This is a genomic window from Curtobacterium sp. YR515 (assembly GCF_900113095.1).
In the GTDB taxonomy this organism is placed as follows: Bacteria; Actinomycetota; Actinomycetes; order Actinomycetales; family Microbacteriaceae; genus Curtobacterium.
Genome location: NZ_FOOD01000001.1, coordinates 973,138 through 987,349 on the forward strand (window position 1 = coordinate 973,138; position 14,212 = coordinate 987,349).

Consider the following 14,212-nt stretch of genomic DNA (forward strand, 5'->3'; position numbering starts at 1 on the left):
CGGGAACGACGAAAGGGACGGCCGAAGCCGTCCCTTTCGTGGCGCGGGAGCAGTCTTACTTGACGGCAGCCTTGAGCTTCGAGCCGGCGCTGACCTTGACCGAGTCGCTCGCGGCGATCTCGATGGCCTCGCCGGTCTGCGGGTTGCGGCCGGTGCGGGCGGCACGGTGGGTCTTCTCGAAGGCGATCCAACCGGGGATCGTGACCTTGGTGCCGTCGGCGACCGAGCCGGAGACGACGGAGAAGAGCGCGTCGACGACGCCGTTGACGGTGGCCTGGCTCTGGCCGGACTCAGCGGCGACGGCAGCGACGAGCTCGGTGCGGTTCAGGGACTTGTCAGCCATGGATGTCCTCCTCGGACTTCTTGCAGTATCGGTCGGACGACTTCTCGTCCGGCGCCCGGAGCGGGTGCTCCGTGCCACGGTGCCGGTGGGCGCGAGACCCTGCGGAACCGGAGTCGAACGTACCAGCCACCAGGGACGAAACCAGCCGACTCGCCCGGATTTCCGGGGTTGTCGGGGTACTGGAGGGGCGGAAGTGACCGATGTGACGAAGATGTCCCCCGAAACGGCCCGGGAACGGCGAACGCCCCGCCACCACTGGGGTGACGGGGCGTCCGCGGAAGCTGGTGCTTACCAGGAGCTCTTCGTGATGCCCGGCAGCTCGCCACGGTGGGCCATGTCGCGGAAGCGGACACGGCTGATGCCGAACTCACCGAGGTGGCCACGGGGGCGACCGTCGATGGCGTCGCGGTTGCGGTAGCGGACCGGCGACGCGTCGCGCGGGAGCTTCTGCAGGCCGACGCGGGCGGCCTCACGCGACTCGTCGGAGCCGTTCGGGTCCACGAGGGCCTTCTTCAGCTCGAGACGACGCTCGGCGTAGCGCGCGATGATCTCGGCGCGCTGGTTGTTCTTCGCGATCTTGCTCTTCTTCGCCATGCTTAGCGCTCCTCACGGAAGTCGACGTGCTTGCGGATCACCGGGTCGTACTTCTTCAGCACGAGGCGGTCCGGGTTGTTGCGACGGTTCTTCTTGGTCACGTAGGTGAACCCGGTGCCCGCCGTAGAGCGGAGCTTGATGATCGGACGAACGTCCTGACCCTTCTTGGCCATCAGATCTTCTCCCCACGGGCGAGGAGATCCTTGACGACGGACTCGATGCCGCGTGCGTCGATCACCTTGATGCCCTTCGCGCTGAGCGTGAGCGTGACGTTACGACGAAGCGAGGGCACGTAGTACGTCTTCTTCTGCACGTTCGGGTCGAAGCGACGCTTCGTCCGGCGGTGCGAGTGCGAGATGTTGTGTCCGAAGCCGGGGGTGGCTCCGGTCACCTGGCACACTGCTGCCATGGTTTCCTCCTGAGGTACCGTGCGACCGGACGGCCGCACCCAAGGTCACTTGCCTGGCGCGCACGCGCTGCGTCGCCGAGCGACGGAGCGAGGGGGTTGTGCGCACCGCCCAGGCCCGCGATCCCTGTCGAAGGGGCCGTGGACACCGCGCGACCGCGGCGTACGCGACGGTCGGAGGGCTTGGAACAACTGGGCTCGCCGCGCGGACGCGGAGAACCAAGGGTCAAGACTACGCGACGACCGGGCGTGTCGCAAACTGCCGCAGCTGCGTGGGTCGCCCTGGAGGCGCGCCCCACCCCCGGCGGGCGCGTTCGTGAGCAGAAATGGTCGGGTCACGGTCGGCCACCCGACACCTTCTGCTCACCAAGTGAGCGCGGCGCCCCGCGGGCGCGCCGGCGCGCAGGGCGCCCCGGGGGCGCCCCGCGCTACGGCGCCTCGGCCGGCCTCGGCGCCAGCGCCTGCACCATGAGCTCGCCGAGCTCCCGCGGCGCCGTGAACATCGGCCAGTGCCCCGTCTCGAGCCCCAGGATCGCGAGCTCCTCCGTCGCCACGAGCTCCGCTGCCCAGGCCTGGTGGTCGGCCACCATCGTCGCGAGGTCCGCCGCCGGGATCTCGCACGTGATCACCGTCGCCGGGATCGTGTGCCGCGCGGCGTTGGCGTAGTGGAACCGGTCGGACGGCACCGCGGCGGGCTCCGGGATCGCGCGGTGCTCGAACTCCGACCGCAGTGCCGGTGTCATCCCCCGCACGGTCGCCGGCTCCCACACGTCCCACGAGGGCAGCGGCACGACACCGTCGACCACGGGCAGCTCGTCGTTGACGCAGCCGCCCTCGGGCCCCGGGAAGGTGTCGACGTAGAGCAGGTGCGCGACGAGCGAGGGCCGCTGGTCGGCCGCCATGTACGCGATCGGCCCCGCGCCGGAGTGTCCCGCCAGCACCACGGGCTCGTCCGGCGTCGCGACGTCGTCGAGCAGCTCGACCAGGGCGGCCACCTGCTCGTCGAGCGTGTCGCCGTCGCGGGTGACCGCCTCGACCGAGTGGCCCGCTGCTCGGAGCACCGGGGCCACCTCGTCCCAGGCGCTCGCGTCGAGCCAGAAGCCGGGCACCAGGATCACGTGCATGAGGCGGAGACTACGCGCCGGTGCGCGCGGCCGTGCAGGACGCGCACTCCCCGAAGATGTCCACCACGTGGCTGGCGTTCGTGAACCCGTTCGCCGCCGCGACCTCCTGCGCCCACCGCTCCACCGGGTCCGCCTCGATCTCGACCGTGCGGCCGCAGTTCCGGCAGATCAGGTGGTGGTGGTGCGCGTCGGTCGTGCACGCGCGGTACAGCGATTCACCGTCCTGCTGCAGCGAGTCGGCGTCACCCTCGGTCGCCAGGTCGGAGAGCGCCCGGTAGACGGTTGCGAGTCCGATCGTGGAGCCGTCGTCCCGCAGGTGCTGGTGCAACGCCTGCGCGCTGACGAACCCCTCGGTGCTGGACAACGCGGTGCGCACCGCTTCGCGCTGCCACGTGTTCCGCTTCGGCTTCTGCACGGCGTTCATGCGGTCGCTCCTTCCTTCCGGCCGGCGGTGGACCGGTGGTCCGCGTCGTCGGCCTGGAGGCGCGGTGCGCCTCCGTCACGCTGGTCACGGCGCACGATCCGGTCGCGTCCGCGCTTGTCCTTGCGTCCGCCGACGATCCGGCAGACCACCCAGATCACGAACGAGATCGTCGTGACGTACGGGCTGATGGGGAGCCCCCCGCCGAGGGCGAGCAGGATGCCGCCGACGACCGAGACGACGGCGAACACCGTCGACAGGACCGGGACGACGACCGGGTGGGAGCTGAGGCGCAGTGCAGCGGCCGCGGGGGTGACGAGCAGCGAGAGCACGAGCAGCGCGCCGACGATCTGCACCGACACCGCGGTCGCGAGTCCGAGCACGAGCATGAACACGAGCGCCAGCGTCCGGACCGGCACCCCGGCGGCGGCGGCCACGTCGGGGTCGACCGACGAGAACATCAGCGGGCGCCAGATCACGAGCAGCGTCACGACGACGATCGCGGCGACGACGACGAGGAACGTCAGCTGCGGGTTGTCGACCGAGACGATCTGCCCGGTGAGCAGGCCGAACTTGTTCGCGGCGCGGCCCTTGTAGAGCGCGAGGCAGAGGATGCCGAGGCCGAGGCCGAACGGCATGAGCACGGCGATGATCGAGTTGCGGTCCCGCGCCCTCGACCCGAGCAGCCCGATGAGCAGCGCCGCGATCACCGACCCGACGAGCGACCCGGTCACCACGTTCACCCCGAGCAGCAGCGATGCCGAGGCGCCCGCGAACGAGAGCTCCGAGATGCCGTGCACGGCGAAGGGCATGTTCCGGGCGACGACGAACGGCCCGATGAGCCCGCCGACGATGCCGAGCACCGCGCCGGCCCAGATCGAGTTCTGCACGAGCACGACGAGCTCGCCGTAGTCCTGGAAGGAGAAGACCTGCGACCAGATGTCCATCAGATCCGCCCGTCGTCCGGCGTCACGGCGTTCGGGTCCGCGTCGCAGTGGTGGTCGTGCGCGTCGTTCGCGCCCACGATGACGATCCGCCCCATCGTGCGGACGACGTCGACGGGGGTGCCGTACAGGTCGGAGAGCACGTCCGTGCGGAGGACCTCGTCGGGGGATCCGATCCGGAACCGCCCGCCGGCGATGTACAGCACCCGGTCGACGACGTCGAGGATCGGGTTCACGTCGTGGGTGACGAACAGCACGGCAGCGTCCTGCTGCCGACGCTGCCGGTCGATGAGCTCGGTGACGCCGCGCTGGTGCCGGAGGTCGAGCGAGATGAGCGGCTCGTCGCACAGGAGCAGCGCGGGGTCGGCGGCGATGGCCTGCCCGACGCGGGTGCGCTGCTGCTCGCCGCCGGACAGCTCGGCGACCGGGGCGTCCGCGAACGCGGTGGCGCCGACCTCGTCGAGGATGCGATCGACCCGGGACCGTTCGGCACGGCTCGCGGGCTTGATGCCCCACCGGGAGCCGGTCACGCCCTGCGCGATCATGTCCCGCGCCCGGAGCGGGGTCCCCGCGTCCATCAGGCGCTGCTGCGGGATGTACCCGATCTTGCGGTGCCCGCGCCGGACGGGCTGGCCGAGGAACGACATCGTGCCGCTCGTCAGCCGCTGCTGCCCGAGGACCGTGCGGAGGAGCGAGGTCTTGCCCGCCCCGTTCGGCCCGAGCACCGCGACGAACTCGCCCGGCGCCAGGTCGAGGTCGAGGTGCGACCAGAGTGCACGGGAGCCGTACGACAGCCCGGCGTCGCGGAGTTCGAGCACGGCGGAACCGCCACTGCCCGGGGCAGTGGCGGTCCGCTCGGTCGTCGGGTGGGAGACGGTCGTCACTTCTGGAGCGCCGCCTGCACCTGGTCGATGTTCGCCTGCTGCCACGAGACGTAATCCTCCCCCTTCGGGAGCGTCTCCGTGACACCGACGACCGGGACGCCGTTCTCGTCGGCGGCCTTCTTGACCTCCTCCGTCTCCGGGCTGGAGGTCTGGTCGTTGTAGGCGAGGAGCTTCACGGTCTTGTTCGTGAACAGCTTGAGCGTGTCGTTGAGCGCCGCCGGCGGCACGTCGTCGCCTTCCTCGATCGCCTCGGAGAAGGCGTCGGGCGTGACGTTGTCGAGGCCGATCGCGTCGAAGAGGTACCCCGGGACCGGCTCGGTGTACGCGACCTTCTCGCCGCCGTACGTCTTCTCGAGCTCGGCCGTCTTCGCCTCGAGCCCCTCGAGCTTCGTCGTCAGCGCGTCGGCGTTCTTCGTGAAGGTGTCCGCGTCCGCCTGGTCGAGGTCGCCGAGGCGCTTCGCCACGTCGTCGGCGAGCTTCACCATCGTCGGGTAGCTGTAGAACACGTGCTCGTTGAACTCGGCGTCGCCACCCTTGTCGAGACCGGAGAGCTCGACGACGTTGATCGTGTCCGCCTTCGTGCTGGACGCGTCGGCGAGGGTCGTCATGAAGTCGTCGTACCCGCCGCCGTTCTCGATGAGGAGGTCGGCCTTGGACACCGCGAGCTGTGTCGTGGCGCTCGACTCGAACGAGTGGGGGTCCTGCGACGGGTCGTCCAGGATGCTCGTGACGGAGACGTGGTCGCCGCCGATCGCCTCGACGATCGAGCCGTAGACGTTGGTGGAGGCGACGACCCGGACGGTGCCGTCGCCCGAGGCGTCGCCGGAGGCGGAGGACGTCGCGCAGCCCGTCAGGGCGAGCGCGGCGGCGCCGACGACGAGCGGCAGGGCGAGGAGACGGTTGTGCATGTCGACGAGCGTAGGGCTAGTTGATAACGGTTGTCAAAACCAGTATCAGCCGGTTGACGGACGGGAGGCGCGGTGCCAGCCGGCACCGCGCCTCCAGTCCGTTGCATGGTGACGACTACGGCTTCGTGGCCGCCTCGATCGTGTTCTCCGCGATCGTGTCGTCCTCACGCCCGGGCGTGCGGAGGTTCCACTTCTTGATCACGAAACTGAACAGGAAGTAGTAGATCACCGCGTAGCCGAGGCCGATCGGGATGAGCCAGATGGCTCCGTCCGCCTTGCCGAAGTTCAGCACGAAGTCGATCGCGCCGGCCGAGAACGAGAAGCCGTCGTGGATCCCGAGCGCGTTCACCAGCGCCAGCGAGGTACCCGTGAGGACCGCGTGGATGATGTAGAGCGGGAACGCGACGAACATGAACGAGTACTCGAGGGGCTCGGTGATGCCGGTCACGAACGAGGTGAGCGCGGCCGAGAGCATGATGCCGCCGACGAGCTTGCGGTTCTGCGGCTTGGCGTTGCGCCAGATCGCCAGGGCGCCGGCCGGCAGGGCGAACATCATGATCGGGAAGAAGCCGGTCTGGAAGATGCCGGCGGTCGGGTCGCCGGCGAGGAACCGAGCGATGTCGCCGTGGTAGGTCGTGCCGCCGGTGGTGAAGCTGCCGAGCTGGAACCACGGGAAGAAGTTCAGCAGCTGGTGCAGCCCGATCGGGATGAGCATGCGGTTGACGAACCCGAAGATGCCACCGCCGATGACGGCGTTGTCCGCCACGGCCTGGCCGGCAGCGGTCAGGGCGATGTCGAAGTACCGGTAGAAGAACGACATCACGACGGCGATGAGGAGACCGGCGACCGCGGTGAGGATCGGCACCAGGCGGCGCCCGGAGAAGAAGCCGAGGAAGTCGGGCATCTTCGTCCGGTGGAACTTCTCCCACAGGAACGCCGACACGAGCCCCATCACGATGCCGCCGAGGACACCGAAGTTGATCGTGGCCTGGTTGCCGTTCGCGTCCTTCACGCCGTCGAGCACGATCGGGGACATGGCCGCGAACACCTGGTACATGACCATGTAGCCGACGACCGCGGCGAGCGCCGTGGTGCCGTCCGACTTCTTCGCCCAGCCGATCGCGATGCCGACGGCGAAGAGCAGCGGCAGCCAGGTGAAGACACCGTTGCCGGCGGCGGCGATGATCGTCGCGCCCTTCTCGAAGCCGGGGATCGCTCCGAGCATGTCGGCCTGGCCGAGGCGGAGCAGGATGCCCGCTGCCGGCATGACCGCGATCGGCAGGAGCAGGCTCCGGCCGAGGCGCTGGGCATTGGCGAAGACGCGCGACTGCTTCTTCGGGGTCTTCTTCTCCGGCACATCCGTGGCAGTGGTGGTGCTCATCGGAGGTCCTCTCGTCGTTGGGTGGAGCTGTCGGGGTGAGTTGAGTCGTACAGTCAGCGCAGGTAACCTCGGCGGTGTCGCCAGGTCCGGTCCTGTCCGGTCATGACCAGTTCCGTAGTCTGAACCGCGACCACACGCCTGTCAACCCGGCACGCGTTTTCGTAACGAGGAGGAAACGATGGCTGACATCAAGGCCGCTGACATCATCGCCGCGCTGGGTGGCGCCGAGAACATCGACGAGGTCGAGGGCTGCATCACGCGCCTGCGCGTCGAGGTCGAGGACGGGGACCTCGTCGACAAGGACGCACTGAAGGCCGCTGGCGCACAGGCCGTCGTCGGTGGCGGCACGGGCTGGCAGGTCATCGTCGGCCCGATCGCCGACAACCTCGCGCAGGACATCCAGGACGAGCTGTGACCGCCGTCCGGACCCCGTTCCAGGGCCCGGTCGTCTCGCTCGCCGACGTGCCGGACCCGGTGTTCGCCGGGCAGCTCGTCGGCGCCGGCGTCGCGGTGGACCCGACCGGGGTCGAGGGTGCCGTCACGGCGGTCGCGCCGGTCGACGGCACGATCGTGAAGCTGCACCCGCACGCGTTCGCGCTGCAGGGCGCCGCGGGCACCGACGTGCTCGTGCACGTGGGCATCGACACCGTGAAGCTCTCGGGCGAGGGCTTCGAGCTCGTCGCGGCCGAGGGTGACACCGTCGTCGCGGGCGACCCGGTCGTCCGGTTCACCCCCTCGGTGATCTCGGCCGCCGGCTACTCGCCGATCTGCCCGGTCGTCGTGCTCGGCTCCGCGCCGGACTCGATCGCGCAGGACGCGGTCGGCACCACGGTGCGCGACGGCGACACCCTGTTCGAGGTCTGAGCCGGAGCGTTCCCACGCGCTGAGCGACACCTCACGGCCGCGACGAGCCGTGAGGTGTCGCTCAGCGCGAAGAACTGCGCTCTACGCGACCGCGACCGCGTGCGCCGCTGTCGCCGTGACCTCCATCTGCACCCGGTACCGGTCCGAGCGGTACCAGCTCCGCGTGTGTTCGACGGGGCGCTCCCCCGCGTAGGACACCCGGTCGAACTCCAGCAGCGGCGCCCCGGTCTTCGTGCCGAGCAGCGTCGCCACGTCATCCGCCGCCGGGTTCGCCGCGACGGTCTGCTGCGCGCGGTCGATCGGCGTGCCGTACTCGGTCGCGATGATCGAGTAGACCGACCCGGACAGGTCGTGTTCGAGCAACCCGGGGAACGCGTCCGCGACGAGCCAGGCGTCGTCGATCGACACCGGCGCCCCGTCTGCCATGCGCAGGCGCTTCACGTGGAAGGCCGCGACGTCGGGGTCGAGTCGCAGGGCCGCGGCGGTGTCGGACGGCGGGACCCGCTCCTCGCGCACGAGCACGACGGTCGTCGGCACGTGCCCCATCGCCCGCATCTCCTCGGTGAAGGACGCCAGGTGCAGCGTCGACTGCACGGGGCGGTGCGCCACGAAGGTGCCCTTGCCGCGCACGCGTTCGAGGTAGCCCTCGTTCACGAGCTGGCCGAGGGCCTCGCGCACGGTGATCCGGGACACCCCGTACTCGGCGATGAGCTGGCGTTCCGAGGGGATCGCCGCCCCGGGTGCGAGCCGGACCGTGGCGAGCTCGAGGAGGATGCGCCGCAGCTGCTGGTGCTTCGGTTCGGCACCCTCGGTGATCCGGCTCGTCATGCGGTCCTCGTGCTCCGTCGCTGGTCGTGCGGGTGGTCATGCGCGGACATGACCAGTGCCTGCCACAGTAGCGAGTCCCCCTCGGAACGCCAACGTGCATGACAAGATGACGCGCGTGACAACCGTGGTGATCGTCGACGACGAGACGCTCGTCCGCTACGGCTTCGAGCTGATCCTCGGCGCCGCACCGGACATCGACGTCGTCGCCACCACCGGGGACGTGGACGCCGTGCAGGTCATCCGGTCGCACGCGCCCGACGTCGTGCTCCTCGACGTGCGGATGCCGCGGGTGAACGGCCTCGAGGTCCTCCGCGAGCTGCAGGCCTTCCCCGAACCACCGGCGGTCGCGATGCTCACGACCTTCGACACCGACGAGTACGTCGGCCGGGCGATGGAGCTGGGCGCCGCCGGGTTCCTGCTCAAGGACACCGACCCCGAGGGCCTGGCCGAGTACGTCCGGGTCCTCGCCCGCGGCGGGGTCGTCCTGGCACCGGGCGTCGACCGCACCCGGCTGTTCGCGGCACGTCCGGCAGCCCCCGCGCCGTCCGTCAGCGATCGCGAGCACGCGGTGCTCCGGCTCGTCGCGGACGGCGTCAGCAACCCGGACATCGGCCGACGGCTCGGCGTGAGCACCGGGACCGTCAAGGAGGACATCCGGTCGCTGCTCGCCGCGTTCGGCGTCCCGACGCGCGTCCAGCTCGCGCTGCGCGCGGCCGAGGCGGGACTCCTGGATGGCTGACGCGCAGCGGTCGGGGCGCGTCCGGCGGGTGCTCGCGGCGACCGACGGGAGGCTCGACCGCCTCGTCGACGTCGGCCTGCGGTGGGCGCGCACCCACCGTGCACCGTGGTGGCTGGTCGACGCCCTGTTCATCGCCGCCGCCGTCGCGGACGCCGTGCTCGACATCTCCGGAGCGACCGCCCTCGAGACGTGGTTGTCGCTGCTCGCGGCGGCCGCCCTGTTGCTCCGTCGTCGCTTCCCCGTGCTCGCGTTCGCCCTGACGGTGCCCGGGTTGTTCGTCGGTTCCGCGGTGGTGGCGGCGAGCGTGGCGCTGTTCACCCTCGGGGAGCGCACGAGCCGCCGGTGGCTGATGCTCCTCGCCGCGCTGGTCCAGTTCGTCGGCTTCAGCGGGTTCGTCGGGCCACCGCAGACCCTCGACGAGATCGTCGTGTCCGTCGTCTACGCGCTCATCTTCGCGCTCGGACCGCTCGCCGTCGGGCTGCTCGTGCAGACCCGTGCGCGGCTGACCGACCAGCTCGTCGAGTCCCGACGGGCCCGCGAGGACGAACGCCGGCAGGCCGCGGCCGTCGCCCTGTCCCGCGAGCGGGCGCTGCTCGCGCGGGAGATGCACGACGTCGTCTCGCACCAGGTGACCCTGATCGCGGTGCAGGCCGGCGCGATGCAGATGGCCGGCCGCGACGAGGCCGAGCGCGGGTTCGCCCGGACGATCCGGCAGCTGTGCGTGATCACCCTGCAGGAGCTCCGCGAGATGGTGCAGGTGCTCCGCGCCTCCGGCGGCACCGACCGCGAGATCGCGCCCCAGCCGGTGCTCACCGACCTCCCCCGGCTCATCGCCGAGAGCGGGCTCGAGACGAGCACGACCGTCGACCTGCCGGACACCCTCGCCCAGCCACTCCAGCGCGCGGTCTACCGGTTCGTGCAGGAGGGGCTGACGAACGTCCGCAAGCACGCCCCCGACGCGACCGTGCGGGTGAGTGGTCGGATCCACGGCGAGCACGTCCTCGTCGACGTCGTGAACGGCCCGGCGCGATCCGAACGCCTCGAACTGCCGGGGTCCGGGCTCGGGCTGATCGGGCTCGGGGAGCGGGCGTCGCTCCTCGGCGGGAGCATGGAGTCGGGCCCGCAGCCGGACGACGGGTTCGCGCTGCACCTGCGGCTGCCGGTGGAGCACGTGCCGGCTGCCCGGGCGGTCTGACGGTCATCCTCGGAGCCAGCCCGGCCTGGCCGATCGGCCATCGCGGTTCACGCCGTGGAGCGATGCCCCGGCGGGGGCGATCGGCTGGGATGGGACCGTGGCACCAGCAGCGCTCCTCGGACGACTCCGTCGATCCCCCGTCTCCGTCGCCGTGGCGGTGGTCGCGGTCGCGCTCGTCGTGACCGCACGGATGGCGCACTCCGAGCCGGACTTCCCGCACCACCCGCCCGTCGCGTGTCTCGCCCTCGTGGCGGTGGTCCTGACGACCGTCCTCGCCGAGCGCTCCCTCGGATCGATCCGGACCCTCGTGATCGGGGTCGGCGCGCCGCTGCTCGGGGTCCTCGCGACCCTCCTCACCGTCACGATCGGTTCGGCGCTGGGCGAGGCGCACGCCGAGTTCGCCGTCGGACAGCCGCTCTTCGCCCCCTCCGTCGTCGCCGCCGCGTTGCTCGGGGCCGCGTCGGCGGCGGTGCCCGCGCAGCGCCGCTGGCGAACGCGCGCCGCGCTCTGGACCGTGGTGCTGACCCTCGTGCTCTTCGCGGGCCACGGGTCGGACCTGGCCCGCGCCCTGGCGACCCTGCTCGGGACCGCAGCCGGCGCGTGGATGGTGCGCCGCGCCTCCAGGCCCCAGAGCCGCACCACCCGCGTCCCCGCACGGACGGTCGTGGTGAGCGCCCTCATCGCGCTCGGTGCCGGCACCCTGGTGACCCCGATCGTGCCGGACCCGGACGGCGTGCTCTCGCCGTTCGCCGACGCGATGCCGGACCGTTCCGTGGTCGTCGTCGGGGTGCTGCTGCTCCTGGCCGCGTGGCTCGTGCACCGCGGTCGCCGGACGGGCATCGCGCTGGCGATCGGCGTGCTCCTGACGCTCACGGTCGTGCTCGCCGACGTCTTCCTCATCGAGCCGGTCAAGGACGACGCGGTGCAGTGGCAGGGGCTCGGACTCGACGCGATCGAGTGGCAGGTCACCCTGCTCGGCGCGTGGATCGTGCCAGCCGCCGTGCTGCTCGCCGTGCTCCTCCTCCGACCGCGGCTCGTCCGGGCGCGGTTCCGGGCCGCCGGTGCCCGCCGTGACGACCTCGTCGAGATGCTCCGCGACGGCGACGCCGGGACCCTCGGGCACATGGGGACCTGGCGCGGGAACGCGACCTGGACCCACCCGGACGGAAGCGGCGCCGTGGCCTACCGGGTGCGCGGCGAGGTCGCCCTCGCCGTCTCGGACCCGGCGTGCGCCACCGCCGACCGCGCCGATGTCCTCGCCGGCTTCACCGCGTTCTGCGAACGCAACGGCTGGGTGCCCGCGTTCACGAGCGTCCACGAACCCGTCCGCGCCATCCTCGGCGCGGAGGGGTGGACCGCGCTGCCGGTGGGGGTCGAGTGCGTGCTCGACGTGACGACGTTCGACCTGCGCGGCAAGAAGCGGCAGGACCTCCGGACCGCGTCGAACCGGGCCGACCGCGAGGGTGTCCGCGACGAGTGGACCACCCTCGACGCGCTCGACGCCGGCCGTCGTGCCGAGGTCGAGGCGATCTGCACGCGGTGGGCCGCCGATCGGCGTCTGCCGGAGATGGGCTTCACGCTCGGCGGGTTCCGCGAGCTCGACGACCCGGACGTCCGGCTCATGCTCGCCGTCGACGCCGACGGGCACGTCACCGCGGTCACGAGCTGGCTGCCCGTCCACGAGCGGGGAGCGCTGACCGGCTACACGCTCGACGTCATGCGCCGCGGTGACGACGGGATGCCCGGGGTGATGGAGTTCCTCATCGCCCGGACCGCGCTCCGTGCCCGTGAGGCCGGCCTCACCACGATCAGCCTCTCCGGCACGCCGCTGGCCGCCCACGCCGGGGCCCGGTCGCTGGTCGTCCGTGGGTCGGTGCTCCTCGCCCGCGTGCTCGAGCCGGTGTACGGGTTCCGGTCGCTGCAGCGCTTCAAGGAGAAGTTCGGCGCGCGGCACGAGCCCCTGTGGTTGGTCGTCCCGACGCCGTTGCACGTGCCGCGGGTCGCCCGGGCCCTGGCGTCGGCCTACGTGCCGGGCCTGCGGCCGAAGCACCTGTGGGCGCTCCGGCAGGCGCACCGTGCGGCGGCGGACGCCCGAGCGGTGGCCGAGGCCCGTGCCGCGGGTGCGGCGCGCTCGTGAGTCCGACCGAGTGGCTGCTCGCCACCCAGCTGCAGGCGCCGTCGAAGCTCGTCCCGGTGGACATCGCGTTCGCGGTGCTCGCCGTCGCGGTGCTGATTCCCGGTCTCCGGCACACCCGGTCCGGGTCCGCCTGGCGGGCCGTCCGGCTGCGCGCGGTGGTCGCCGTCGGGGCCGCCGTCGCCGTGCTCCTCGTCTGCTGGGTCCTGAGCGACGTCCTGAACCTGTTCGGCGTCGCCCTGAGTCCGGTCACGCGGATGTGGGTCGCGATCGCCACCGCCGCACTCGCCCTGGCGGTCACCGGCATCGTGCAGGGCGGTCGCGGCCGCCGGGTGCTCGCCGCCGTGCTCGTCCCGGCGGCGCTGCTCGTCCCCGCACTCGGGGTGAACGTCGAGTTCGCCAAGTACCCGACCCTCGGCACCGTGGTGCAGAGCGACCCGTACCCGGCGCTCGACCTGCACGCGGCCCCAGCAGCCGCGCTCCCGGCGCACGGCGAGGTCCGGACTGTGGACATCCCCGGGACCCGCTCCGGCTTCCCGGCCCGCCCCGCCGTCGTCTACCTGCCGCCGGCCGCGCTCGTCCGCGACCCGGCACGCCTGCCGGTCGTCCTCGCGTTCGCCGGGCAGCCCGGGGCGCCGAGCGACATGTTCACCGCCGGGCAGATGGGGACCGTGCTCGACGCCTACGCGGCCGCGCACCACGGATCGGCACCGATCGTCGTGTCCGTCGACCAGCTGTCGGCTCCCGGTCGGAACCCGATGTGCGTCGACTCGACGCTCGGGAAGTCCGCGACCTACGTCACCGAAGACGTGCCCGCCTGGATCGCAGCGCACCTCCCCGCGACGCCGGACCCGCACGCCTGGGGCCTCGTCGGGTTCTCGCAGGGGGCGACCTGCGCGATGCAGTTCGTCACCGCCCACCCGGGGTCGTTCGGCGCCGCACTGGCGATCTCCAGCGAACTGCAGCCGATCGACCAGAACCCACGGCACAGTGCCGACCTGGCGTTCGGTGGGTCGGTGGACCGCTGGAAGGCCGCCGCCCCGATCGCGCAGATGCGGGCGAACGGCCTCGGCGGTCACGCGCTCTGGCTCACGGCCGGGTCCGCCGACCACCAGTTCAGCCGGAACGCCCGGGCACTCGGCAGTGCGGCCCGGACGGCCGGCGCGGACACCGTGGTCGCGTTCGCGCCGGGGAGCGGGCACGACTGGAACACCGTGCAGTGGTCGCTGCGCACGGAGCTGCCGCACGAGGCCGACACCCTGTTCGGGGCCCTCGGGTGAGGCCCGTCGTGCTGGCGGTGGTCGCCCTCGTCGCGGTGCTGTTGCTGACGGTGGGGCCGGTCGCCGTGACGCCGGTCGCCGCCGTGCTCCTGCTGCTCTGCGTGGGGGCTGCTGCACTCGCGACCGGGGACGACGGCTCGGGGCCGTTGGGCTCCTGACCGGTGCGG

18 protein-coding genes are annotated in these 14,212 nt (G+C 71.7%); 7 read left to right on the plus strand and 11 right to left on the minus strand.

Translation table 11 applies throughout. The features are described 5' to 3' along the window. Positions 1-55 precede the first annotated feature (55 nt). From BM028_RS04485 to BM028_RS04530, 10 genes are all read right to left on the minus strand, one after another. On the minus strand, positions 56-343 hold the full coding sequence (locus BM028_RS04485) for an HU family DNA-binding protein (protein ID WP_022908191.1): 288 nt from the start codon (positions 341-343) through the stop codon (positions 56-58). A gap of 288 nt (positions 344-631) precedes the next feature. Then, positions 632-937 carry a 30S ribosomal protein S14 gene (gene rpsN / locus BM028_RS04490; protein ID WP_070417144.1) on the minus strand — a complete coding sequence of 102 codons (306 nt, stop codon included), beginning with the start codon at positions 935-937 and terminating at the stop codon, positions 632-634. A 2-nt stretch (positions 938-939) separates the two neighbouring features. Beyond that, positions 940-1,110 carry a 50S ribosomal protein L33 gene (gene rpmG, locus BM028_RS04495; RefSeq protein ID WP_022908193.1) on the minus strand — a complete coding sequence of 57 codons (171 nt, stop codon included), beginning with the start codon at positions 1,108-1,110 and terminating at the stop codon, positions 940-942. Further along, a complete protein-coding gene (gene rpmB / locus BM028_RS04500; protein WP_022903747.1) occupies positions 1,110-1,346 on the minus strand; it encodes a 50S ribosomal protein L28 in 237 nt (78 codons plus the stop codon). The genes rpmG and rpmB overlap by 1 nt, the downstream gene beginning before the upstream one ends. A gap of 425 nt (positions 1,347-1,771) precedes the next feature. Further along, complete coding sequence (locus BM028_RS04505; RefSeq protein WP_092384774.1) at positions 1,772-2,467, minus strand: alpha/beta fold hydrolase; 696 nt, start codon at positions 2,465-2,467, stop codon at positions 1,772-1,774. Between the two features lie 10 nt (positions 2,468-2,477). Further along, on the minus strand, positions 2,478-2,891 hold the full coding sequence (locus tag BM028_RS04510) for a Fur family transcriptional regulator (RefSeq protein ID WP_070417146.1): 414 nt from the start codon (positions 2,889-2,891) through the stop codon (positions 2,478-2,480). Further along, positions 2,888-3,835 carry a metal ABC transporter permease gene (locus BM028_RS04515; RefSeq protein ID WP_092384776.1) on the minus strand — a complete coding sequence of 316 codons (948 nt, stop codon included), beginning with the start codon at positions 3,833-3,835 and terminating at the stop codon, positions 2,888-2,890. Before BM028_RS04515 ends, BM028_RS04510 begins: the two co-directional genes overlap by 4 nt. Then, complete coding sequence (locus BM028_RS04520) at positions 3,835-4,716, minus strand: metal ABC transporter ATP-binding protein (RefSeq protein WP_092384778.1); 882 nt, start codon at positions 4,714-4,716, stop codon at positions 3,835-3,837. The genes BM028_RS04515 and BM028_RS04520 overlap by 1 nt, the downstream gene beginning before the upstream one ends. Next, complete coding sequence (locus tag BM028_RS04525) at positions 4,713-5,624, minus strand: metal ABC transporter solute-binding protein, Zn/Mn family (RefSeq protein ID WP_071303397.1); 912 nt, start codon at positions 5,622-5,624, stop codon at positions 4,713-4,715. The genes BM028_RS04520 and BM028_RS04525 overlap by 4 nt, the downstream gene beginning before the upstream one ends. A 115-nt stretch (positions 5,625-5,739) precedes the next feature. Then, complete coding sequence (locus tag BM028_RS04530) at positions 5,740-7,005, minus strand: PTS transporter subunit EIIC (protein WP_070417148.1); 1,266 nt, start codon at positions 7,003-7,005, stop codon at positions 5,740-5,742. Between the two features lie 178 nt (positions 7,006-7,183). Between BM028_RS04530 and BM028_RS04535 the strand changes: the two genes are divergently transcribed. Together BM028_RS04535 and BM028_RS04540 are read left to right on the plus strand one after the other, a co-directional pair. Continuing rightward, complete coding sequence (locus tag BM028_RS04535) at positions 7,184-7,420, plus strand: PTS sugar transporter subunit IIB (RefSeq protein WP_022907163.1); 237 nt, start codon at positions 7,184-7,186, stop codon at positions 7,418-7,420. Continuing rightward, positions 7,417-7,869: a PTS sugar transporter subunit IIA gene (locus BM028_RS04540; protein WP_071295527.1), complete on the plus strand. Its 453-nt coding sequence runs from the start codon at positions 7,417-7,419 to the stop codon at positions 7,867-7,869. The genes BM028_RS04535 and BM028_RS04540 overlap by 4 nt, the downstream gene beginning before the upstream one ends. Positions 7,870-7,950: 81 nt before the next feature. Here BM028_RS04540 and BM028_RS04545 read toward each other — a convergent pair whose 3' ends face one another. Further along, positions 7,951-8,697: a GntR family transcriptional regulator gene (locus BM028_RS04545; protein WP_092384780.1), complete on the minus strand. Its 747-nt coding sequence runs from the start codon at positions 8,695-8,697 to the stop codon at positions 7,951-7,953. Positions 8,698-8,812: 115 nt separating this feature from the next. Here BM028_RS04545 and BM028_RS04550 point away from each other — a divergent pair, with 115 nt between their 5' ends. The 5 genes from BM028_RS04550 to BM028_RS18450 all read left to right on the plus strand — a co-directional run bounded on the left by BM028_RS04550 (position 8,813) and on the right by BM028_RS18450 (position 14,203). After that, positions 8,813-9,436, plus strand: coding sequence for a response regulator transcription factor (locus BM028_RS04550; protein WP_217647220.1), 624 nt, complete (start codon positions 8,813-8,815; stop codon positions 9,434-9,436). Further along, positions 9,429-10,631: a sensor histidine kinase gene (locus BM028_RS04555; RefSeq protein WP_092384782.1), complete on the plus strand. Its 1,203-nt coding sequence runs from the start codon at positions 9,429-9,431 to the stop codon at positions 10,629-10,631. Before BM028_RS04550 ends, BM028_RS04555 begins: the two co-directional genes overlap by 8 nt. 97 nt (positions 10,632-10,728) lie before the next feature. Beyond that, positions 10,729-12,768, plus strand: a complete 2,040-nt coding sequence (locus BM028_RS04560) for a bifunctional lysylphosphatidylglycerol flippase/synthetase MprF (RefSeq protein WP_139219745.1) — start codon at positions 10,729-10,731, stop codon at positions 12,766-12,768. Beyond that, positions 12,765-14,045, plus strand: coding sequence for an alpha/beta hydrolase (locus tag BM028_RS04565; protein ID WP_139219746.1), 1,281 nt, complete (start codon positions 12,765-12,767; stop codon positions 14,043-14,045). Before BM028_RS04560 ends, BM028_RS04565 begins: the two co-directional genes overlap by 4 nt. Further along, entirely contained in the window at positions 14,042-14,203 is a 162-nt protein-coding gene (locus BM028_RS18450; protein WP_175495987.1) for a hypothetical protein, read from the plus strand. The genes BM028_RS04565 and BM028_RS18450 overlap by 4 nt, the downstream gene beginning before the upstream one ends. Positions 14,204-14,212 lie beyond the last annotated feature (9 nt).